We start from the raw sequence: 21,684 nt of genomic DNA on the forward strand, positions 1-21,684 counted from the left end.
GGGATTGCCGCACTCCTCCTCACCCCGCCTCGCGGGGTGCATCGTCGTACGGCTAGGCGGGCATCACCCGGCGCACGTCGGGACCCCAAAGTGGTTGCATCCCACCGGGTAAGGCCAGCTGGGTGGTGGTGATGACCTCGGCCAGGTCGCGCAGCCCGGCGTGGACCGCGCCGAGCAGGCCCGCGAGCTCGGCGCGCCGCCCGTCGTCGCTGACCCGTTCCAGCACCGCGGGATGGGATCGGCGCAGCCGGGTGCCGATCTCGTCCACCAGCCGCTCCGGGCGCGACGACCCCGACGAGCCGGGCAGGTCCTTCAGATTGGTGCGCAGCCGGTCCAGTTGGTACAGCAGCGACCGCGGGTTCTGCGCGTCGAACAGCGTCAGCTCGACCATGGCGGCCACGCTGACCTTGCCCGCCGTGCGGCGACGGTAGATGACCGAGGACTCGCACGCCACCAGGGTGGACTCGATGACGGTCTGTTCGGCGGCGGCGCCGCGCACCACGGTCAGCGTCTCCTGCAGCAGCGCGGTCAGCCACAGGCCGCGTTCGATCCGCTTGCCGATGTCCATCATCGTCCAGCCCACGTCGCGCACCATCGACTCGTTGGCCACGCCCGACAGGGTCAGCATCCCGGCCAGCGTCTGGGCCTGCGCCCGGGTCAGCGCGGCGTCGGCCTCGGCGAGCGACTCCGGCGGCTCGCTGTCGAGGGCCAGCGCGCGCTCCACCGCGGCCAGCACCATCCACGTGTCGTTGGACATCTGGTCGCGCACCGCGCGGGCGGCAAGGGCCAGGCCTTCCACCGACTGCACCAGGGAGCCGGGCCGGTGCGGGTCGACGGTGAGCGACCACAGCGTCGAGGGGGCGACGGCGATCATTTCGGCGTGATCGCCGTCGCCGTCCGCCGCGGTGTCGGTTCCGGTGATGCGGCCCAGTGCGGCCATCAGCACCGGCACGCACTCGCTTTCCTCGCTGTGCTGGTGGTGCCGGTACACGTGGAACCTGTCGCGGGCGACGATGAGCAACCGCGCCATGCTCTCGGCGCGCTCGCCGTAGCGGCCGATCCAGAAGAGGTCGGACAGCACGCGCGGGGAGCTGACGGCCCAGGTGCCCGCGGCTGTCTTCGCCGGAGGTTCCACGCTCGGTGGGCTGATCGCCTCGGCCCGCGCCCGCTCGGTGGGTCGCACCCAGACATCTTTCGCCGCAACGGTTTTCAATGTGTAGGCGGCGTCCCCGGGCGCCAGCACGTAGCCGATGCCGCCGATCATCGGCGCGTAACCGCCCCGCTGGGCGACGGTGAACAACCGGAAGCCGACGCCCGACGACGACAGCACGCCGGCGTGGTCGGTCGGCGCGGACGAGAACTGCGGCAGCTCCTGGCCGACCCACTGCCATGGCATCGCCTCGATCTGGGCAGCCAATCGCGCCAGCTGCGGAGACGAAAGTGCCGGTCCGACAAGGGTTTTCTCGCCGACCGTCGACCTCACCAACAACGACGACAGATTCGCCAGCAAGTGCGAACGCTCGGCCGCGATGCCGCCCCAGTAGGCCGGCGCGCTGGGCAGCAGCAGGGTCTCCGACAGCAGGTGCTCGGCCATCGCGGGCAGGAACCGCTGCAGCCCAGGGTTTTCCAGAATCCCGCTGCCCAGCGTGTTGACGACGGTCACCGTCCCGCGGTGTTGCGCTTCCACCAGGCCCGCCACCCCGAGGCGCGAATCGGCGCGCAGATCCAGCGGGTCCGAATAGTCGGCGTCGACCCGGCGCAGCACCACGTCGACGCGCTTCAGGGTGCCCAGCGAGCGCATCCACAGCATGCCGTCGCGCACCACCAGGTCCGCGCTCTCGACCATGGGGAAGCCCAGCAGGGTGGCCAGATAGGCCTGGTCGAAAGCGGTTTCGGAGTAGATGCCCGGGGACAGGACCACCACCACCGGGTCCTGGGCGTCGTCGGGTGCCGCGTCGATCAGCGCCAGCCGCAGGGCCTGCGCGAACGGGGTGGTCGGCCGCGGCCCGATCCGTTCGTAGAGGTCGGGAACCGCGTGCGCGACGACGCGCCGGTCGGCCAGCGCGTAGCCGGCCCCCGAGGGCGCCTGGGTCCGGTCGCCGTTGACGACGAAGGCCCCGTCCGGACGCCGGCTGACGTCGCAGGCGTGCAGGAAAAGCTGATGGCGCCCGGGGATCTCGATTCCGTTGGCGGCCCGCACGTAGCCGGGATGGGCGAACAGCAGCTCGGGGGGAAGGACGCCGTCGGTGAGCAGGCTGCGCGGCCCGTACAGGTCGGCGAGCACGGCGTCGAGCGCCCGGGACCGCTGCAGCAGCCCCGCCTCGAGCACCTCCCAGTCCGCCGCGGATAGCACGATCGGCAGGGTGTCCAGCTGCCAGGGCCTCGGCTCCTGGCCGCGGCCGCCGGGTTCGACGGCCGTGTAGGTGATGCCGTCGTTGTCGATCAGGCCGTGCACCACCGAGCGCAGCCGGTCCAGCCCGGCGCGGCCGCGCTCCGCGATCGCGTCGGCCACCTCGGCCCACGCGGGGCGCACGTTGCCGTCGCGGTCGACGAATTCGTCGTAGCCGCTCGCCGGGCCGTGCCGCAGATCGAAGAGGGCTTCCTGGGCCCGGGCGGCGCGGTAGCCGGCCAGCAACCGGTCCGCGTCGTAGCGGCCGCCGGCGCCGGGCGAGGCCGCACCGGTGCCGAATGTCATGTCCGCAAACGCCATTACTGCTGCACGGTACGCACGCGGCACAGGCCCAGGAGGCCCGGCGCGCCGGGCGTTATGCCGGAGCCGGGCCGGGTTGGTAGCCCGCCTGCTGCGGCGGGGCGACCTGCCCGCCGGAGAACTTGCGGTAGGCGTAAATCCCGATCAGGGAGGCGACCGGGGCCGCCACCAGCAGCCCGACGCCGCACGCCAGCGCACCCACCACGAACAGGGCCAGCTCGACCAGCCAGACCAGCAGGGCGTTGCCGAAGTTCGCGGTGACGGTGGAGAAGCTGGAGGTCAGCGCCTTGATGGGTTGCTCCGACCGATCGATGGCGAACGGGATGGTGAACTGGGCGAAGATGCCCAGGATCAGGCCCGGCAGGAAGCACAGCGCCGAGGCGATCGAGGTGAGGATGCCGACCAGCAGCGCGGCCAGGAACACCATGCCGAAGTTGCGCGGCTTGAAGAAGCTCCCGATCGTCACCGGGCGCCCGTCGGCCAGATCCAGGCAGCCGGACAGGAACGCGGATTGGGCGAACGCGCCCACGAGGTACGCGACCAGGTAGCCGAGGATCAGCAGCGTCATTCCGCCGCCGTTGAGGTTCGCCGTGAAGGTGAAGTAGTCGTCGTCGGAGCCGCTCGTCGTCGTGCCCACGCTTTGGCTCAGGCCGACCATGGCCGAGGCGGCGCCGATCAGCAGCCCGTAGACCAGAGCCGGAACGATCAGTGCCACCGGGTTTTTGGTGAATGCGTTCCAGGCCCAGCCGAACGCGTAACCGATGCTGAACGCCGGCGTGGGCGGGCCGCCGTAGCCGGGTGGGGGTCCGTAGCCGGGAGGCGGTGCGCCGTAGCCCGGGGGCGGCCCGTAGCCCGGGGGTGGGCCGTAACCCGGAGGCGGAGCGCCGTAACCCGGGGGTGGGCCGTACCCCGGGGGCGGCGGGGGTGGTGCGCCGTAACCGGGCGGTGGGGGATAGCCGGGAGGATTCTCGCTACCGCCCTGAGGGTCCGGCGGGCCTGAATATTCGGGGGGTTGGCTCATGTCCGTCCTTGCTATCCGGAGAGGAACGCGCGCTGAACTTGGCAAACCGGAACTTAGCAAAGATGCGGCCGGGGCGCGCGGGTCGCCGGGGCCGGCGCGGACGTCCGCCCGTCGTGGTATGCCTGAAGCCGTGTCCGACGGTCTGTTTGACCTGCCCGGCGCGCCGCGGCCAGACGATCATGGCTTGGGCGTGTCGAGTGGCTCGCCCCTGGCCGTCCGCATGCGTCCGGCGTCGCTGGACGAGGTGGTCGGGCAGGACCACCTGCTGGCGCCCGGGTCACCGCTGCGCCGCCTCGTCGAGGGCTCCGGCGTGGCGTCGGCCATCCTGTACGGGCCGCCCGGCAGCGGCAAGACCACGCTGGCCGCGCTGATCTCACAGGCGACCGGCCGCCGGTTCGAGGCGCTCTCGGCGTTGTCGGCCGGCGTGAAAGACGTTCGGGCGGTGATCGAAAAGGCGCGAACCGCGCTCCTTCGTGGTGAGCAGACGGTGCTGTTCATCGACGAGGTGCACCGGTTCTCCAAGACCCAACAGGACGCGCTGCTGTCCGCGGTGGAGAACCGGGTGGTGCTGCTGGTGGCGGCGACCACGGAGAACCCGTCGTTCTCGGTGGTGGCGCCGCTGCTGTCCCGCTCGCTGATCCTGCAGTTGCGGCCGCTGAGCGCCGACGACATCCGCACCGTCGTGCAGCGCGCGATCGACGACCCGCGCGGCCTGGGTGGGCAGGTCGCGGTCGCGCCCGAGGCCGTCGACCTGCTGGTGCGGTTGGCCGCGGGTGACGCGCGGCGCGCGCTGACGGCGCTGGAGGTCGCCGCCGAGGCGGTGCCACCCGACGGCGAGCTGACGGTCACCGCCATCGAGCAGTCCCTCGACGAAGCCGCTGTGCGCTACGACCGCGACGGCGATCAGCACTACGACGTCATCAGCGCCTTCATCAAGTCGGTGCGCGGCTCGGACGTCGACGCCGCGCTGCACTACCTGGCCCGCATGCTCGTCGCCGGGGAGGATCCGCGGTTCGTCGCGCGCCGGCTGATGATCCTGGCCAGCGAGGACATCGGCATGGCGGACCCGACCGCGCTGCAGGTGGCGGTCGCGGCGGCGCAGACGGTGGCGCTGATCGGCCTGCCCGAGGCCCAGCTCACGTTGGCGCACTGCACGATTCACCTGGCCACCGCGCCCAAGTCGAACGCGGTCACCACGGCACTGGGAGCGGCGATGGCCGACATCAGGGCGGGCAAGGCCGGCCTCGTGCCGCCCCATCTGCGCGACGGCCACTATTCGGGCGCCCAGGCGCTGGGCAATGCGCAGGGCTACAAATACTCCCACGACGAGCCGGATGGTGTTGCGGCGCAACAGTATCCGCCCGACGAGCTGGTGGGCACCGACTACTATCGGCCCACCGGCCGGGGCTTCGAGCGCGACATGGCGGGTCGGCTGGAGCGGCTGCGCGCGATCATCCGTAGGAAACGGGGGTGAGGAAGGAATGAAAACCTTCACCGACGAGGAGATGGGCCAACTGCTGCCCACCGCCAAGCAATACAGCGTCGTCATCCTCAAGCGCGGCCCGAGGTTCGGGGACGAGTCGTCAGCGGAGATCATCTGGGAGCACGGCCGGCGCAACTTCGGACTGCGTGACGACGGCGTCCTCGCGGTGGTGCTGCCGGTCGCCGACGAGTCCGACGTCTGCGGCATCGGTGTTTTCGCCGCGAGCCTCGACGAGACCGCGGCCCTCATGGCCGACGACCCGGGAGTGGCGGCGGGGGTGTTCGTCTACCAGGTGCACGCCTGCCGGGGCTTCCCCGGCGACGCGCTGCCCTGACCCGCGGCGCCGGCGCTCAGACCAGCTCGGGCACCCGCAGGTGGGCGATCGCCAGCTCGAATTCGGCGACGTCGATCACCTCGGCCCCCAGCTCGCGGACGCGCCTACTGCGCAGCTCGGTGGCCCGGTCGCGGTTGCGGGCCATCGCGTCCATCGAGTCGAACGTCGAGCAGGTCACCGCGCGGCGGCAGGCGGGGTGGTCGACCAGCAGGCTGGCGCTGCAGAACCCGTCGAGGTCCTCCATCTCGGGCAGCACCGCCATCCGGTAGAAGTCCAGGGAGCGGCTCAGCTGATCCGGCACCACCTTGAGCCAGGTGGCGCGCACGCAGGCGCCCTGGCGGGAGGGGTGGTCGCGGTGCAGCAGGGCGATGTCCCATTCCTCGACCCGGGCGCTGCCGTCGAACATCAGCGCGGCCCGGTCACGGATGGGCGCGACCCGCTCGGCGCTGCCGCGCATCGCCTCGATGGTCTCCCACGAACTGGTGGCGATGCAGGTGCCGGACTGCCGGTCGACCAACAGCGACAGCCCCAACCACCCGTCGATCTCCTTGAGGGCGGGCATGACGACATCGCGAACGTGCGCAATCCCGATGTCGACCGACAGCGGCTGCGCCTGGATGGTGGTGGAGCGTGCGTACACGGTCGACCCCTTCCATATCGGGGCGGCGCCCCGGTGGCGCCACCGGTCCCACCCGCTACCTTCCTCCTGCCGGTAGCGCGCCGCAATGCTTTCGGGGCGCAGATCGGCGACCGGCCGAATGCCTGGTTCGGCCGGTCCCACCGCCCATCTCGATCAGACCAGCTCGGGCACCCGGAGGTGCGCCAGCGCCAGCTCGAACTCGCATTCATCGAGTTCCTCGGCGCGCGCCTCTTGCATCGAGGAGCTCTTCAGCGCGGTTGCCTGCTCCCTGTTGCGTTCCATCGCCTCGATGCTGTCGAACGTCGCCGAGGACACGGCGCGCCCGGAGGCGCGGTCGATCAGAAGGCTCGCACTGCAGAACCCGTCGAGGCCTTCGAGCTGGGGCAGGACGGACGACTTGTAGTACTCGATCCCTTGGTCCATGGTCTCCGGCGGCACCTCGACCCACGTCGCTCGCACGCCCGCACCGTCAGGCGCGCGGTGGTCGCGATGCAGCACCGCGATCTCCCACTGCTCGACGTTCGCCGTGCCCTCGAACATTTCTGCCGCCCGATCGCGGATGCCCGTCACGGCTTCACCGCTGGCGCGCATGGACTCGTCGCTCTCCCAGGCGGTGGTGGCGATGCACCGGCCGGAGCGACGATCGACCAATAGGGACAGCCCGATGCACCCCGGCATACCGTGCAGCGCGGGCATGACCTCATCGCGAACATGCGCAAGTCCGGCGTCGATGGACGAGGGTTGCGCCTGAATTGTGGTAGAGCGCGCGTACACGATCCACCCCCTCTTTGTTCGGGGCAGCGCCCCGGTGGCGCCACCGGTCATGAATTACCTTCCTCCGGCGGGTTGCGCCCCGCAATGCCCAAATGTGGTCGCGCTCACAAACGATTGGCTGGTCGGCGGGCCCGCACCGGTAGGCTGGTCCGGATGCATACCGATGTGTTGGACGTGGACACGTCACGCCGCCGCATCGTCGATCTCACCGAGGCGGTGCGCGGGTTCTGCTGGTCGCGCGGGGACGGCCTGTGCAACGTGTTCATCCCGCACGCGACGGCCGGGGTGGCCATCATCGAGACGGGCGCCGGTTCCGACGACGACCTGGTCGACACGCTGGAACGGCTGCTGCCGCGCGACGACCGGTACCGGCACGCGCACGGCTCCCAGGGCCACGGCGCCGACCACGTGATGCCCGCGCTCGTCGCGCCGTCGGTGACGGTTCCGGTCTCGGGTGGGGAGCCGATGCTGGGCACCTGGCAAAGCATCGTCCTGGTCGACCTGAACCGCGACAACCCGCAACGCTCGGTCCGGCTGAGCTTCCTGGAGGGTTAGCGGGCCGGTAGCCGTCGCCACGGAGCAGGTACTGTGAGCGGTCGAAATGCGTCGTTAGACGGGCTTCCCATACCCCGGCGAATAGGCTGGGAACAAGACGTCGAAGTAGAAGGAAGAAGCGGACTTCAAAGTGCAGACACACGAGATCAGGAAAAGGTTTCTTGATCATTTCGTGAAGGCGGGCCACACCGAGGTGCCGAGCGCATCGGTGATCCTCGACGACCCCAACCTGCTGTTCGTCAACGCGGGCATGGTCCAGTTCGTGCCCTACTTCCTGGGCGCGCGCACACCGGAATACTCGACCGCCACCAGCATCCAGAAGTGCATCCGCACCCCCGACATCGACGAGGTCGGTATCACCACCCGGCACAACACGTTCTTCCAGATGGCCGGCAATTTCTCGTTCGGCGACTACTTCAAACGCCGCGCGATCGAACTGGCGTGGACCCTGCTGACCAACAGCGTCGAGCAGGGCGGCTACGGCCTGGATCCCGAACGAATTTGGGCGACGGTCTATTTCGACGACGACGAGGCCGTGCAGCTGTGGCGGGAAATCGCCGGACTACCCGAAGAGCGGATCCAGCGCCGCGGCATGGCGGACAACTACTGGTCGATGGGCATCCCCGGGCCGTGCGGCCCGTCATCGGAGATCTATTACGACCGGGGACCGGAATTCGGGGTCGAGGGCGGCCCGGTGGTCAACGAAGACCGCTACATCGAGATCTGGAACCTCGTGTTCATGCAGAACGAGCGCGGCGAGGGGACCGGCAAGGAGGACTTCGAAATCCTCGGGCCGTTGCCGCGCAAGAACATTGACACCGGCATGGGTGTGGAGCGGGTCGCGTTCATCCTGCAGGGCGTGCACAACGTCTACGAGACCGACCTGCTGCGCCCGGTCATCGACGCCGTGGCCGCACGGGCGCCGCGCGGATACGGCTTGTCAGGTCCAGAAGGCAACCACGACGACGACGTGCGCTACCGGGTCATCGCCGACCACAGCCGCACCGCCGCCATCCTGATCGGCGACGGCGTCACTCCCGGCAACGACGGCCGCGGCTACGTGCTGCGCCGGTTGCTGCGCCGGGTGATCCGCTCGGCCAAGCTGCTCGACATCGAGGGCCCCATCGTCGGCGACCTGATGGCCACCGTGCGCGACGCGATGGGCCCCTCATATCCGGAACTCGTCGCCGATTTCGACCGGATCAGGCGCATCGCCGTCGCCGAGGAGACCGCGTTCAACCGCACCTTGGCGGCGGGATCGAAGCTGTTCGACGAGGTCGCCGGAACCACCAAAGCCGCAGGAGCGAAGGCGATTTCGGGTTCGGACGCCTTCACCCTGCACGACACCTACGGGTTCCCGATCGAGCTCACGCTGGAGATGGCCTCCGAGGCCGGCCTGCAGGTCGACGAGGTCGGCTTCCGGGAGCTGATGGCCGAACAGCGCCGCCGCGCCAAGGCCGACGCCGCCGCCCGCAAGCACGCGCACGCGGACCTGACCGCGTACCGCGAACTGGTCGACGCCGGCCCCACCGAGTTCACCGGCTTCGACGAATTGACTTCCGAGGCAAGGATTTTGGGAATCTTCGTCGACGGGAAGCGGGTGCCGGTTGTCACGCACGGCGCCGAGGGGGTCGATCGCGTCGAACTCGTGCTGGACCGCACCCCGCTCTACGCCGAGGCCGGCGGCCAGATCGCCGACGAGGGCACCATCAGCGGGACGGGCGCCGGCGGAAGCGCCCGCGCCGCGGTCACCGACGTGCAGAAGATCGCCAAAACCCTGTGGGTGCACCGGGTCAACGTCGAGTCCGGGGAATTCGTGGAGGGCGACACCGTCATCGCCGCGGTCGACCCGCAATGGCGGCGGGGCGCCACCCAGGGCCACTCGGGAACCCACATGGTGCACGCGGCGCTGCGACAAGTGCTGGGCCCCAACGCCGTTCAGGCCGGATCGCTGAACCGGCCGGGATATCTGCGCTTCGACTTCAACTGGCAAGGCGCCCTGTCCGACGAGCAGCGCACCCAGATCGAAGAGGTGACCAACCAGGCCGTGCAGGCCGACTTCGAGGTGCACACGTTCACCGAGCAGCTCGAGAAGGCCAAGGCGATGGGGGCGATCGCGATGTTCGGCGAACGCTATCCCGACGAGGTGCGGGTGGTGGAGATCGGCGGGCCCTTCTCGCTGGAGCTGTGCGGCGGCACCCACGTGCACAACTCCGCGCAGATCGGGCCGGTGACGATCCTGGGCGAATCCTCGGTCGGTTCCGGGGTGCGCCGGGTGGAGGCCTACGTCGGGCTGGAGTCCTTCCGGCACCTGGCCAAGGAACGCGCGCTGATGGCCGGGCTGGCGTCGTCGCTGAAGGTGCCGTCCGACGAGGTGCCCGCCCGGGTGGCCAATCTGGTGGAGCGTCTCAAGGCGGCGGAGAAGGAACTCGAGCGCGCCCGGCTGGCCGGCGCGAAGGCCGCCGCCACCGACGCCGCGGCGGGCGCGGAGCGCATCGGTAACGTCCGGGTGGTGGCGCAGCGCATGTCCGGCGGAATGACGGCGGCCGACCTGCGCTCGCTGGTCGGCGACATCCGCGGCAAGCTGGGCAGCGATCCCGCGGTGGTCGCGCTGATCGCCGAGGGCGAAAACGGAAGCGTGCCGTATGCGGTCGCGGCCAACCAGGCCGCCCACGATCTGGGCCTTCGCGCCAACGACCTGGTCAAGCAGCTGGCCGCGGCGGTCGACGGCCGCGGCGGCGGCAAGGCGGACCTGGCGCAGGGCTCCGGCAAGGACGCGGCCGGCATCGACGCCGCCCTCGATGCGATCCGCTCCGAGATCGCCGCGATAGCGCGGGTCGGTTGAGTGGTTTCCGCACAGCACCGCGCGCCCGACCGGCCCGGCGATCCTGACCAGGACCCCGGGCGGGGCCGCCGGCTCGGCGTCGACGTGGGCAGCGTGCGCATCGGCGTGGCCTGCAGCGACCCCGACGCCATCCTGGCCACCCCGGTGGAGACCGTGCGCCGCGACCGCTCCGGCAAACACCTGCGGCGGCTGGCGGCGCTGGTCGCCGAACTCGAGGCGGTCGAGGTGGTCGTCGGGCTGCCGCGCACGCTGGCCGACCGGACCGGCCCGTCCGCGATCGACGCGATCGAGCTGGCCGACGCGCTGGCTGACCGCATCGCACCCACGCCCGTGCGGCTGGCCGACGAGCGGCTCACCACGGTGACCGCGCAGCGATCGCTGCGCGCGGCCGGGGTGCGGGCCAAACAGCAGCGGGCGGTGATCGATCAGGCGGCCGCGGTGGCCATCCTGCAGAGTTGGTTGGATCAACGCCGCGCGACCCTGACGGGACCGGTGGCGGGGGAGCGCACCGATGGTTGACAGCGCGCGGCGTGAACGAGCCGAACCCGAGGCCGTGGGTCCACCCGGGCGCAGGTCGAGCCGCACCGCCCGCAATAAGGCGCAGCGCGGCCGCCGGCGGAGGCGCGTCGCCCTGCGCACCGCGCTGGCGCTGGTCGCCGTGATCGTGGTGGCGGGTGTGTTCGCGGGCGGCAAGCTGTGGCACGCCGTGTTCGGGCCCGGTGACGACTACACCGGAAACGGCAAGCGCGACATCGTGATTCAGATCAAGGACGGTGACTCGACCACCATGGTCGGGGAGACGCTGCAGAACGAGCACGTGATCAAGACCGTCCGCGCGTTCGTCAACGCCGCGCACGGCAACAGCAAGATCTCCTCCATCCAGCCCGGCTTCTACCGCATGCGCACCGAGATCCCGGCCGCCAACGCCGTCACGCGGCTGGCCGACCCCGACAGCCGGGTGGGCCGGCTGGTCATCCCGGAGGGCCGGCAGCTCGACGACACCACCGACATGAAGACCAACGTGGTCAACCCCGGCATCTTCACCCTGATCTCGCGGGCCACCTGTGTGGATTTCGACGGGAACCAGCGGTGCGTCTCCGTGCAGGACCTGCGCGCGGCCGCCGCCAACAGTTCTCCCTTGGCGTTGGCGGTGCCGCCATGGGCCACCGAACCCGTCGGTGAGCTCGGCAAGGACCACCGCCGCATCGAGGGGCTGATCGCGCCGGGAACCTTCAACGTCGATCCGTCCGCGCCGGCCGCGACCATCCTGTCGAACCTGATCGGCGCCGGGGCGGTGGAGTACATGAAGTCCGGGCTGGTCGACACCGCCCAGGCGATGGGTCTGTCGCCCTACGACATCCTGGTGGTGGCATCGCTGGTGCAGCAGGAGGCCAAGTCGCAGGACTTCGCGAAGGTCGCCCGGGTCATCTACAACCGGCTGCACGCGCACCACACGCTGGAGTTCGACTCGACCGTCAACTACCCGCTGGACCGCCGCGAGGTGGCCACCACCGACGGCGATCGCGCCCAGAAGACGCCGTGGAACACCTACGTGTCGCAGGGCCTGCCGGCCACCGCGATCTGTTCGCCCGGCGTCGACGCGCTGAACGCCGCCGAGCATCCCGAGCCCGGTGACTGGTTGTACTTCGTCACCATCGACGGCCAGGGGACGACGCTGTTCACCAAGGATTATCAGCAGCACCTGGCCAACATCGAGCTGGCTAAGCACAACGGTGTCCTCGATTCCGCCCGCTGAGCGCGCGCCCAGAAAAGCGGCGGTGCTCGGCAAGCCGATCGCCCACTCGAAATCCCCGCAGCTGCACCTGGCCGCTTACCGCGCGCTGGGCCTGACCGGCTGGACCTACGAGCGCATCGAATGCGACGCCGACCAGCTGCCCGGGGTGGTCGGCGGGCTCGGGCCCGACTGGGTCGGGGTGTCGGTGACCATGCCGGGCAAGTTCGCCGCCCTGGCGTTCGCCGACGAGCGCACCGAGCGTGCCCGACGGGTGGGATCGGCCAACACCCTGGTGCGCACCCCGACGGGCTGGCGGGCCGACAACACCGACATCGACGGCGTCGCGGGGGCGCTCGCGTCGACCGGGTCGGCCTGGGGATGGGCGCTGGTCTGTGGATCGGGCGGCACCGCGCCCGCGGCCGTCGCCGGCCTGGCGCAACTGGGCGTCGGCGGCATCACCGTGGTGGCCCGCAACCCCGACAAGGCGGCCCGGCTGGTGGAGCTGGGAACCGCGATGGGCGTGGCGACGCGGTTCTGCGACCTCGACGGCGGCGGGCTGGCCGACGAGGTCGCGGCCGCGGACGTGCTGGTCAGCACCATTCCGGCGGACGTGGCCGCCCGCTACGTGGGCACCTTGTCCGGCATCGGTGTGCTGCTCGACGCCGTCTACGATCCGTGGCCGACGCCGCTGGCCGCCGCGGTGACGGCCGCGGGGGGCCGGGTGATCAGCGGCGTGCAGATGCTGCTGCACCAGGCGTTCGCGCAGGTCGAACAGTTCACCGGGCTGCCCGCGCCCCGCGAGGCCATGGCTTGCGCGCTGGAGGCTTCGGATTAGCCTGCCGCGCATGCGGATTGCGGCGGTGTGCCTGGTGCTGGTCTGGTTGGCGGCGTTGAGCTGCTACGACATCCGCGAACGACGATTGCCCAACGCGCTGACCCTGACCGGGGCCGTCGCGATCCTGGCGGCGGCCGCGTTGGCCGGGCGTGGGTGGCCGGCGCTGGCCGGGGCCGCGGCGTTGACCGCGATCTATCTGCTGGTCCACGGGGTGGCGCCGGGCGGGATGGGCGCCGGCGACGTCAAGCTGGCCATCGGCCTGGGCGCGCTGACCGGCTGGTGCGGTGTCGGCGTGTGGTTTTTGGCGGCGCTGGGTGCGCCGCTGCTGACCGTGCTGATCGGGGTGGTCTCGATGGCGCGGCGGTCGGGCCGCACGGTGCCGCACGGCCCGTCCATGTGTCTGGCCAGCGCGGCGGGGGTCGGCCTGTCGCTGTTGTGAGGCCCTCAGTTTCCGACGACGACGGGGCGCAGCAGCGGCAACAGCTCCTCGCCGAGCCGGACCGTCTCCGACTTGTACGGGGTGTCCGAAAACACGAAATGGCTGACCCCCAGGTCGGCGTATTTGCGCAGCGCGGCGGCGACTTCGGCGGCCGACCCGACCAGCCACGTCGTCCCGGCGCCTTCCCCGCCGTACTTGCTCGGCGTCGTATACAGACAGGAATCGAGCACCTCGCCGCGCGCGGCGAGGTCGGACAGCCGCCGCTGGCCCGCGGATCCCTTCGGGTCGTGCAGCAGCTGCATGGTGGGCGTTCCGGCCAGGGTGGCGACCTTGGCCTCGGCGTCGCGCCAGGCCTGCTCGGAGGTGTCGCGCACCAGGGTGGTGACCCGGAGGCCGAATTCCAGGGGCGCGTGCTCGCGACCGAGCTTGGTGGACAACGACTTCAGCCGGTCGATGCGTTCGGCGATCCCGTCCAGCGGCTCCCCCCAGAACAGTTGGACGTCGGCGTCGGTCGCGGCGACCTGCTCGGCGGCCGCCGATGCTCCACCGAAGTACAGCGTCGGGTGCCGGCCCTCGGCCGCGCCGAGCGGGCGCGGCTGCAGGGTCGAGTGTTCGACGGTGTAGAACTCGCCGCGGTGGGTGACGTCGTCCTCGCGCCACAACCGGCGCAGCAACCGGATGAATTCCCGCGTGCGGTCGTAGCGGCGTGACTTGTCGACCTCGGCGTCGCCGTAGGCGGCCGGATCGTCGGCGCCGCTGACGATGTTGACCAGCAGCCGGCCGTCGTTGAGCCGGTCGAGGGTGGCCGCCGCGCTGGCGAAATGCGCCGGATGCCAGTACCCGGGACGGACCGCCACCAGGGGCGCGAAGTGGTTGGTGCGCGCGGCGATTGCGGTCGCGACCGTGAAGGTGTCCGGACGTCCCCAGCCGGTGCCGATCAGCGCGCCGTCCCAGCCGTGTTGCTCGGCGCGCTGCGCCAGGTCGACGGAATAGTCGAGGCTTCCCCAGCCGTCGACGGTGTCGTCGCCGCGATGGCCGGGCTCGACGGTATTCGGTATGTACCAGAGAAATTGACCCACCAGACAAGATGCTGGCATACGACCGCGGCGGCCCGGCCCGGCCGCGGACCGAATCGCGTGGTCACCCCTGGAATCAGGGCGGATGAAAGTCCGCGCATCGGGTCCTCGCGGCCGCAGGCTGCGCGAATCGGCTTTCGGAAGCCGCCATGGGAAGATGGGACGCGTGTTGCGTTGGATCACCGCCGGGGAGTCGCATGGTCGTGCGCTGGTGGCCGTGCTCGAAGAGATGGTCGCCGGAGTGGAGGTCACCTCCCTCGACATTTCCGAACAGCTCGCCCGCCGCCGGCTCGGCTACGGCCGCGGGGCCCGGATGGCGTTCGAACGGGACGCGGTGAGCGTGCTGTCCGGGGTGCGCCACGGTGTCACGCTGGGCGGGCCCATCGCGGTGGAGATCGGCAATACCGAATGGCCCAAGTGGGAGACCGTGATGGCCGCCGACCCCGTCGACCCGGGGGAGCTGGCGGATAGCGCGCGCAACGCGCCGCTCACCCGGCCGCGGCCCGGCCACGCCGATTACGCGGGCATGCTCAAGTACGGCTTCGACGACGCCCGGCCGGTGCTGGAACGGGCCAGCGCCCGCGAGACCGCGGCCCGCGTCGCCGCGGCGACCATCGCCCGGTCGTTCCTGCGGCAGGCGCTGGGCGTCGAGGTGCTCTCGCACGTGATCGCGATCGGCCCGTCGGCGCCCTACGACGGCCCGCCGCCGGGTCCCGGGGACCTGGCCGCGATCGACGCCAGCCCGGTCCGCGCGTACGACAAAGCGGCCGAGGAGGCGATGATCGCCGAGATCGAGGCCGCCAAGAAGGACGGCGACACCCTCGGCGGTGTGGTCGAGGTGGTGGTCGTGGGCCTGCCCGTCGGGCTGGGCTCGTTCACCAGCGGCGACAACCGACTCGACAGCCAGCTCGCCGCCGCAGTGATGGGCATCCAGGCGATCAAGGGCGTCGAGATCGGCGACGGATTCGAGACGGCGCGCCGCCGTGGCAGCGCCGCCCACGACGAGATGTACCCCGGCCCCGACGGCGTGGTCCGCTCGACCAACCGCGCGGGCGGCCTGGAAGGCGGCATGACCAACGGCCAGCCGCTGCGCGTGCGCGCGGCGATGAAGCCGATCTCCACGGTGCCGCGGGCGCTGGCCACCGTCGACATGGCGACCGGCGACGAAGCCGTCGCGATCCACCAGCGCTCGGACGTGTGCGCGGTGCCGGCCGCCGGCGTGGTGGTCGAGGCCATGGTCGCGCTGGTGTTGGCCCGCGCGGCGCTGCAGAAGTTCGGCGGCGATTCGCTGGCCGAAACCCGCCGCAACGCCGAGGCCTACCGGAGGGCGGTCGCCGAGCGGGAATCGCCGGCCGCCCGGGGCACCGCGTGATGGCGCCCAAAGCGGTCCTGATCGGGTTGCCGGGGTCGGGCAAGTCCACCATCGGGCGCCGGCTCGCCAAGGCGCTCGACGTCCGCTTCCTCGACACCGATGCGGCGATCGAGCAGCGCACCGGGCGCCGTATCGACGAAATCTTCGCCACCGACGGGGAGCGGGAATTCCGGCGCATCGAGGAGGACGTGGTGCGCGCGGCGCTGGCCGACCACGACGGCGTGCTGTCCCTGGGCGGCGGCGCCGTCACCAGCCCCGGCGTGCGCGAGGCGCTCGCCGGCCACACCGTCATCTACCTGGAGATCAGCGCCACCGAAGGCGTCCGCCGCACCGGCGGGAACACGGTGCGGCCGCTGCTGGCCGGGCCCGATCGCGCCGACAAATTCCGCGCGTTGATGGCCGAACGCAGCCCGCTGTACCGGCGGGCGGCGACCATCCGCGTCGACACCAACCGGCGCAACCCTGGCGCGGTGGTCCGCTACATCGTCTCGCGGTTACAAGCCCCGGCGGGGGCCGCCACGTGACCGCGCCGGCGACGGGGAGGAGCGGCGCCATATGACCACGCCCGACCCGGTGACCATCGAGGTCGCCGTCGACCCGTCGTACCCGGTGATCATCGGCACCGGCTTGCTGAACGAGCTCGAAGAGCTCCTGGGCGGCCGGCACAAGGTGGCCATCGTGCATCAACCGGTGCTGGCGGAGACCGCTGAGGTGATCCGAAGCCGGTTGGCGGACAAGGGCGTTGACGCGCACCGCATCGAAATCCCGGACGCCGAAGACGGCAAGGATCTTCCCGTCGTGGGCTTCTTGTGGGAAGTGTTGGGCCGCATCGGGATTGGGCGCAAGGACGCATTGGTCAGCCTGGGCGGCGGCGCGGCCACCGACGTCGCGGGTTTCGCGGCGGCCACCTGGCTGCGCGGCGTCGACATCGTGCACGTGCCCACGACGCTGCTGGGCATGGTCGACGCGGCCGTCGGCGGCAAGACCGGCATCAACACCGACGCGGGCAAGAACCTGGTCGGGTCGTTCCATCAGCCCCGCGCGGTCCTGGTCGACCTCGCGACGCTGCAGACGTTGCCGCCCAACGAACTCGTCGCCGGGATGGCCGAAATCGTCAAGGCGGGCTTCATCGCCGACCCGGTGATCCTCGACCTCATCGAGGCCGACCCGAAGGCCGCGGTGGATCCGTCGGGCGAGGTGCTCGCGGAGCTGATCCGCCGCGCGATCGCCGTCAAGGCGGAGGTCGTCGCCGCCGACGAGAAGGAGTCGGAGCTGCGCGAAATCCTCAACTACGGGCACACATTGGGGCACGCGATCGAACGCCGTGAGCGCTACGAATGGCGGCACGGTGCGGCGGTCTCGGTGGGCCTGGTCTTCGCCGCGGAACTGGCCCGCCTCGCCGGGCGCCTCGACGACGCCACCGCCCAGCGCCACCGCACCATCCTGTCCGCGCTCGGTCTGCCGGTCAGCTACGACGCCGACGCGCTGCCGCAGCTGCTGGAATACATGGCGGGAGACAAGAAGTCGCGCGCCGGTGTGCTGCGGTTCGTGGTCCTCGACGGGCTGGCCAAGCCGGGCCGGCTGGCCGGGCCCGACCCGTCGCTGCTGGCGGCGGCGTACGCCGGACTCGCGGAGGTCTCATGAGCACGACGGCGAACGTGAACGTGCAGGTGATCAATGGCCCCAACCTGGGGCGGCTGGGACGGCGCGAGCCCGACGTGTACGGCGACACGACGCATGAGCAGCTGGCGACGCTGATCGAACGGGAAGCCACCGAGCTCGGCCTCAAAGCCGTTGTGCGGCAAAGCGACAACGAGGCGCAGCTACTGGACTGGATCCACGCGGCGGCCGACGCGAAAGAACCGGTCATCCTCAACGCCGGCGGCCTGACCCACACCTCGGTGGCGCTGCGCGACGCGTGCGCCGAATTGAGCGCGCCGCTGATCGAGGTGCACATCTCGAATGTGCATGCGCGCGAAGAGTTTCGGCGACACTCCTACCTCAGCCCGGTCGCGACCGGAGTGATCGTCGGTCTGGGCGTGCAGGGCTATCTGCTCGCCCTGCGCTACCTGGCCGCGGCGCCGAACGCTGCCGGCTAGTCCCTTTTCGGCTCCGTGCCGGGCTCGCCGGCGGTCGGGATGGTCTCGGTCTTCGGGTCGTCCTCGGACTTGGCGATGGTCTCGGTGGGGCCCTCGCGCTCGGCCGTGGCGACCGCCGCGGTCCGCTCCTCGGCGTGGGCGCCGGCCGCGGGAATCTCACCGGTGGGAGCGTCGTCGGCGCGCACCGCGGAGAACACGTCCGTGTCACCGTCCCGCTCGTGTTTTTCGCCGAGGCCGTGGTGCTTCTCCGGCGTCTTCTCGAACTGCCGGTCCACCCGCCAGCGGCCGATGGTCACGCCGATGATGCCGGGCAGGAAGACGCACAGCGCGGTGAACGCCGCGAACGTCGTCACCTCGTTGATCAACCCCCCCGTGTACAGCCCGGTGTACACCAGCGCGATCAGCCAGGAGACGGCGCCACTGAGCAGGCCCGCGACCAGGCCGGCCAGCAGCCAGGTCATCGCCAGATCGCCGCGGCGATCCGGATCGCGGTTGGCCGTGGCGTCGGCCCGGCCGTCCAGCACACCCCACACGGCGACCCCGATGACGAACAGAAGCAGCAGCACCACGCTGAACAGACCAGCCTGCGTCTGCCACGCGTTGATCAGCGCACCTTGGAACAATCGAACGACGACCATCGCCGCGGCGTACACCAATCCGCGCAGCATCCAGTTACTCATGGCCCAAAAGCGTAGCGAGTACCGTCAAGACCCGTGACACATTCACAGCGTCGAGACAGGCTCAGAGCGCAGCTCGAGACCAGCGGACTGGATGCGCTGCTGGTCACGGACCTGGTCAACGTCCGTTATCTCTCCGGATTCACCGGATCGAACGGCGCGTTGCTGGTGTTCGCCGATGATTTCAACGAGGGAAGGCCCGTGTTGGCGACCGACGGCCGGTACCGAACCCAGGCCGCCGAACAGGCGCCGGACGTGGAAGTCGCCATCGAACGCGCGCTGGGACGCTATCTGGTCGGCCAGGCGGCCGAGGCGGGCGCGCGGAAGCTGGGTTTCGAAAGCAACGTGGTGACCGTCGATGGATTCGACGCCCTGGCCGCCGAGCTGGACGGCCGGAAGGCGCCCACCGAGCTGGTGAAGGCCGCCGGAACGGTCGAGGCGTTACGCGAGGTCAAGGACGCCGGCGAGGTCGCTCTGCTGCGCCTGGCCTGCGAGGCCGCCGACGCCGCGCTCACCGACCTGGTGGCGCGTGGCGGGCTGCGGCCCGGCCGCACCGAACGCGAGGTCAGCCGGGAGCTGGAGGCCCTGATGCTCGGTCACGGCGCCGACGGGATCTCGTTCGAGACCATCGTGGCCGCGGGGCCGAACTCGGCGATCCCGCATCATCGCCCCACCGACGCGGCGCTGGCGGTCGGCGATTTCGTCAAGATCGACTTCGGCGCGCTGGTCGGCGGTTACCACTCCGACATGACCCGCACGTTCGTGCTCGGCAAGGCCGCCGACTGGCAGCTGGAGATCTACCAGTTGGTCGCCGACTCGCAGCGGGCCGGCCGGGAGGCGTTGCACGCCGGCGCCGACCTGCGCGGGGTGGACGCCGCGGCCCGCCAGGTGATCGCCGACGCCGGCTACGGCGAGCAGTTCAGCCACAGCCTGGGCCATGGCGTGGGCCTGGAGATCCACGAGGCGCCGGGCATCGGCGCCACGTCCACCGGCACCTTGCTGGGCGACTCCGTGGTGACCGTGGAGCCCGGCGTCTACCTGCCCGGCCGCGGCGGTGTCCGCATCGAGGACACCTTGGTGGTGCCGGAAAAGGGCCGCGCCCAGGCCCCGGAACTGCTGACCAAATTCCCCAAGGAGCTGGCCGTCCTCTCCTAGCTCGGGGGGTTGTGCCCGCGAGTAAGGTCGGGGGCGTGAACGGGGTGGCACGGGGGTTGGTGCGCCTGCGGGATTTCCGGTGGGACATGTACGCCCAGCCCCTACGGGAGACACGGGTGGAGTTGCACGTCGTCTACTTCGCCGTGCACCTGCCGTTGGCCAGCGGGCTCACGCTGCGCGTCCCGCTGTTGACGATGATCAAACCGCTGCCTTCGAATGAGAAGTCCGAGGAGCCATCCCGGGTCGACGGCCAGCGGGCCCACCGCTGACGCGTTCCGCCCGCCGGCCCCCGACCCCGTGCCGCGGGCCTTGACCGGCGAGCACTCTAAACTGGCCGACAAGTCGCAGACAGTTCCGTAGCCGACTGTCCATCCCCGAGGAGACATACCGAACCGTGGCAAGCACTGCCGATTTCAAGAATGGACTGGTGCTGGTGATCGACGGCCAGCTGTGGCAGATCGTCGAGTTCCAGCACGTCAAGCCCGGCAAGGGCCCCGCGTTCGTGCGGACCAAGCTGAAGAACGTGCTCTCGGGCAAGGTCGTCGACAAGACCTACAACGCCGGGGTGAAGGTGGAGACCGCGACCGTGGACCGGCGCGACGCCACCTACCTGTACCGCGACGGCTCGGACTTCGTGTTCATGGATAGCCAGGACTACGAACAGCATCCGCTGCCGGAATCGCTGGTCGGCGACGCCGCCCGGTTCCTGCTCGAGGGCCTGCCGGTGCAGGTGGCGTTCCACGACGGGGCGCCGCTGTACCTCGAGCTGCCGGTGTCGGTCGAAATGGAGGTCACCCACACCGAGCCCGGCCTGCAGGGCGACCGGTCCAGCGCCGGCACCAAACCCGCGACCGTGGAAACCGGGGCGGAGATCCAGGTGCCGCTGTTCATCAACACCGGGGACAAGCTGAAGGTGGACACCCGTGACGGCAGCTACCTGGGACGTGTCAACGCGTGAGCCGGCCCGTTAAAGGGCGACATCAGGCTCGCAAGCGCGCCGTCGACCTACTGTTCGAAGCCGAGGCGCGCGGACTGAGCCCCGCGGAGGTTGTCGACGTCCGCACCGGTTTGGCCGAGGCGAACCCCGAAATCGCGCCCCTGCAGCCGTATACGGCCGCGGCGGCGCGGGGCGTCGGCGAACACGCCGCGCACATCGACGACCTGATCAGCTCGCACCTGCAGGGCTGGACGCTGGACCGGCTGCCCGCCGTGGACCGCGCCATCCTGCGGGTCGCGGTGTGGGAGCTGCTGTACGCCGACGACGTGCCGGAGCCGGTCGCCGTCGACGAAGCCGTCCAGCTGGCCAAGGAGTTGTCCACCGACGACTCTCCGGGCTTCGTCAACGGGGTGCTCGGCCACGTCATGCTGGTGACCCCGCAGATCAGGGCGGCCGCCCAGGCCGTCCGGGGGGCGGTGGGTTCCGACGCCGCAGGCACAGCGGAGGACCGCGGACCGCAGCCATGAGCCGGTTGGAGCTGCGCCTGGTCGTTGCGGCCGTGCTGGCTGCGACGGTGGTGGTGGTCGCGGTGGTGTGCGCCGCCTACGGGTGGACCATCGTCGCCTCGGTGCTCTCGATCTTCGCGCTCGCGGTGGGCGCCTGGCTCTATCACTGCGCCGAACGGGTGGCCGTCGCCCGCCGCATCAGCACGGTGCGTTCGGCGGCCCGGCCGCTGCAGCCGCTGCTGCCGGTGATGGCCGCGATCATGGGCCTGACGCAGGGCGTGGTGCGAGCGCTGAGCGACGTCACCGACCTGCCGGCCCGCCGCCGGGAGTTGCCCGTGCTGCGGTGGGCGGACGGCGCCAGGGGCAACAGGCGGATGATCGAAAGTGACAGGGATAGCCACGAAGAACCGGATCGCTGACCAATGCTGAGGTGAAATGACCACGGGCGGGGCGCGGCGGGTTGACAATACGAGCTGGACTGCAGCGGCGGC

General features: G+C 70.7%; 23 protein-coding genes. 17 read left to right on the forward strand and 6 right to left on the reverse strand.

Going from position 1 to position 21,684, the window contains the following annotated elements:
* Positions 1-52: 52 nt before the first annotated feature.
* Together JF781_RS17400 and JF781_RS17405 are read right to left on the reverse strand one after the other, a co-directional pair.
* On the reverse strand, positions 53-2,710 hold the full coding sequence (locus JF781_RS17400) for a circularly permuted type 2 ATP-grasp protein (protein ID WP_225328479.1): 2,658 nt from the start codon (positions 2,708-2,710) through the stop codon (positions 53-55).
* Between the two features lie 55 nt (positions 2,711-2,765).
* Entirely contained in the window at positions 2,766-3,731 is a 966-nt protein-coding gene (locus JF781_RS17405) for a hypothetical protein (protein WP_225328478.1), read from the reverse strand.
* Positions 3,732-3,849: 118 nt separating this feature from the next.
* On the opposite strand from JF781_RS17405, the gene JF781_RS17410 reads away from it, so the two are divergent.
* Together JF781_RS17410 and JF781_RS17415 are read left to right on the forward strand one after the other, a co-directional pair.
* Entirely contained in the window at positions 3,850-5,205 is a 1,356-nt protein-coding gene (locus tag JF781_RS17410) for a replication-associated recombination protein A (RefSeq protein WP_225328477.1), read from the forward strand.
* A 7-nt stretch (positions 5,206-5,212) separates the two neighbouring features.
* Positions 5,213-5,548, forward strand: coding sequence for a hypothetical protein (locus tag JF781_RS17415; RefSeq protein ID WP_225328476.1), 336 nt, complete (start codon positions 5,213-5,215; stop codon positions 5,546-5,548).
* Between the two features lie 16 nt (positions 5,549-5,564).
* On the opposite strand, the gene JF781_RS17420 is transcribed toward JF781_RS17415, so the two are convergent.
* Positions 5,565-6,188 (reverse strand): hypothetical protein, encoded by a 624-nt coding sequence (locus tag JF781_RS17420; RefSeq protein ID WP_225328475.1) that lies wholly within the window; start codon positions 6,186-6,188, stop codon positions 5,565-5,567.
* 153 nt (positions 6,189-6,341) lie between these two features.
* Entirely contained in the window at positions 6,342-6,962 is a 621-nt protein-coding gene (locus JF781_RS17425) for a putative quinol monooxygenase (RefSeq protein ID WP_225328499.1), read from the reverse strand.
* A gap of 165 nt (positions 6,963-7,127) precedes the next feature.
* On the opposite strand from JF781_RS17425, the gene JF781_RS17430 reads away from it, so the two are divergent.
* From JF781_RS17430 to JF781_RS17455, 6 genes are all read left to right on the forward strand, one after another.
* Positions 7,128-7,517: a secondary thiamine-phosphate synthase enzyme YjbQ gene (locus JF781_RS17430; protein ID WP_225328498.1), complete on the forward strand. Its 390-nt coding sequence runs from the start codon at positions 7,128-7,130 to the stop codon at positions 7,515-7,517.
* A gap of 130 nt (positions 7,518-7,647) precedes the next feature.
* The gene (gene alaS, locus JF781_RS17435; protein WP_225328474.1) at positions 7,648-10,362 is read left to right on the forward strand and encodes an alanine--tRNA ligase; all 2,715 of its coding nucleotides are present in this window, start codon (positions 7,648-7,650) and stop codon (positions 10,360-10,362) included.
* A complete protein-coding gene (gene ruvX / locus JF781_RS17440; protein ID WP_225328473.1) occupies positions 10,363-10,881 on the forward strand; it encodes a Holliday junction resolvase RuvX in 519 nt (172 codons plus the stop codon).
* Positions 10,874-12,118 carry an endolytic transglycosylase MltG gene (gene mltG / locus JF781_RS17445; protein ID WP_225328472.1) on the forward strand — a complete coding sequence of 415 codons (1,245 nt, stop codon included), beginning with the start codon at positions 10,874-10,876 and terminating at the stop codon, positions 12,116-12,118. Before ruvX ends, mltG begins: the two co-directional genes overlap by 8 nt.
* Entirely contained in the window at positions 12,105-12,932 is an 828-nt protein-coding gene (locus tag JF781_RS17450; RefSeq protein ID WP_225328497.1) for a shikimate dehydrogenase, read from the forward strand. Before mltG ends, JF781_RS17450 begins: the two co-directional genes overlap by 14 nt.
* A 10-nt stretch (positions 12,933-12,942) precedes the next feature.
* Positions 12,943-13,371 carry an A24 family peptidase gene (locus JF781_RS17455; RefSeq protein WP_225328471.1) on the forward strand — a complete coding sequence of 143 codons (429 nt, stop codon included), beginning with the start codon at positions 12,943-12,945 and terminating at the stop codon, positions 13,369-13,371.
* A 5-nt stretch (positions 13,372-13,376) separates the two neighbouring features.
* On the opposite strand, the gene JF781_RS17460 is transcribed toward JF781_RS17455, so the two are convergent.
* On the reverse strand, positions 13,377-14,468 hold the full coding sequence (locus JF781_RS17460) for an LLM class flavin-dependent oxidoreductase (protein WP_225328470.1): 1,092 nt from the start codon (positions 14,466-14,468) through the stop codon (positions 13,377-13,379).
* 145 nt (positions 14,469-14,613) lie between these two features.
* Here JF781_RS17460 and aroC point away from each other — a divergent pair, with 145 nt between their 5' ends.
* The 4 genes from aroC to aroQ are packed head-to-tail and all read left to right on the forward strand — an operon-like array spanning position 14,614 to position 17,918.
* Positions 14,614-15,819: a chorismate synthase gene (gene aroC, locus JF781_RS17465; protein WP_225328496.1), complete on the forward strand. Its 1,206-nt coding sequence runs from the start codon at positions 14,614-14,616 to the stop codon at positions 15,817-15,819.
* The gene (locus JF781_RS17470) at positions 15,819-16,343 is read left to right on the forward strand and encodes a shikimate kinase (protein WP_225328469.1); all 525 of its coding nucleotides are present in this window, start codon (positions 15,819-15,821) and stop codon (positions 16,341-16,343) included. The genes aroC and JF781_RS17470 overlap by 1 nt, the downstream gene beginning before the upstream one ends.
* 31 nt (positions 16,344-16,374) lie before the next feature.
* Positions 16,375-17,463, forward strand: coding sequence for a 3-dehydroquinate synthase (gene aroB, locus JF781_RS17475; RefSeq protein WP_225328468.1), 1,089 nt, complete (start codon positions 16,375-16,377; stop codon positions 17,461-17,463).
* Entirely contained in the window at positions 17,460-17,918 is a 459-nt protein-coding gene (gene aroQ, locus JF781_RS17480) for a type II 3-dehydroquinate dehydratase (protein WP_225328467.1), read from the forward strand. Before aroB ends, aroQ begins: the two co-directional genes overlap by 4 nt.
* Here the strand turns inward: aroQ and JF781_RS17485 are convergent.
* Entirely contained in the window at positions 17,915-18,598 is a 684-nt protein-coding gene (locus JF781_RS17485) for a B-4DMT family transporter (protein WP_225328466.1), read from the reverse strand. The two genes, aroQ and JF781_RS17485, sit on opposite strands and share 4 nt — an antisense overlap.
* 33 nt (positions 18,599-18,631) lie before the next feature.
* Between JF781_RS17485 and JF781_RS17490 the strand changes: the two genes are divergently transcribed.
* From JF781_RS17490 to JF781_RS17510, 5 genes are all read left to right on the forward strand, one after another.
* Positions 18,632-19,750 carry a Xaa-Pro peptidase family protein gene (locus tag JF781_RS17490; protein ID WP_225328465.1) on the forward strand — a complete coding sequence of 373 codons (1,119 nt, stop codon included), beginning with the start codon at positions 18,632-18,634 and terminating at the stop codon, positions 19,748-19,750.
* 35 nt (positions 19,751-19,785) lie between these two features.
* The gene (locus JF781_RS17495) at positions 19,786-20,019 is read left to right on the forward strand and encodes a hypothetical protein (RefSeq protein ID WP_225328464.1); all 234 of its coding nucleotides are present in this window, start codon (positions 19,786-19,788) and stop codon (positions 20,017-20,019) included.
* A 125-nt stretch (positions 20,020-20,144) separates the two neighbouring features.
* Positions 20,145-20,708, forward strand: a complete 564-nt coding sequence (gene efp, locus JF781_RS17500) for an elongation factor P (protein ID WP_225328463.1) — start codon at positions 20,145-20,147, stop codon at positions 20,706-20,708.
* Positions 20,705-21,214, forward strand: coding sequence for a transcription antitermination factor NusB (gene nusB, locus JF781_RS17505; RefSeq protein ID WP_225328462.1), 510 nt, complete (start codon positions 20,705-20,707; stop codon positions 21,212-21,214). Before efp ends, nusB begins: the two co-directional genes overlap by 4 nt.
* Complete coding sequence (locus JF781_RS17510; protein ID WP_225328461.1) at positions 21,211-21,612, forward strand: antitermination protein NusB; 402 nt, start codon at positions 21,211-21,213, stop codon at positions 21,610-21,612. Before nusB ends, JF781_RS17510 begins: the two co-directional genes overlap by 4 nt.
* Positions 21,613-21,684: the final 72 nt, after the last annotated feature.

The organism is Mycobacterium sp. WUMAC-067 (genome assembly GCF_020217485.1).
Taxonomy (GTDB): Bacteria; Actinomycetota; Actinomycetes; order Mycobacteriales; family Mycobacteriaceae; genus Mycobacterium.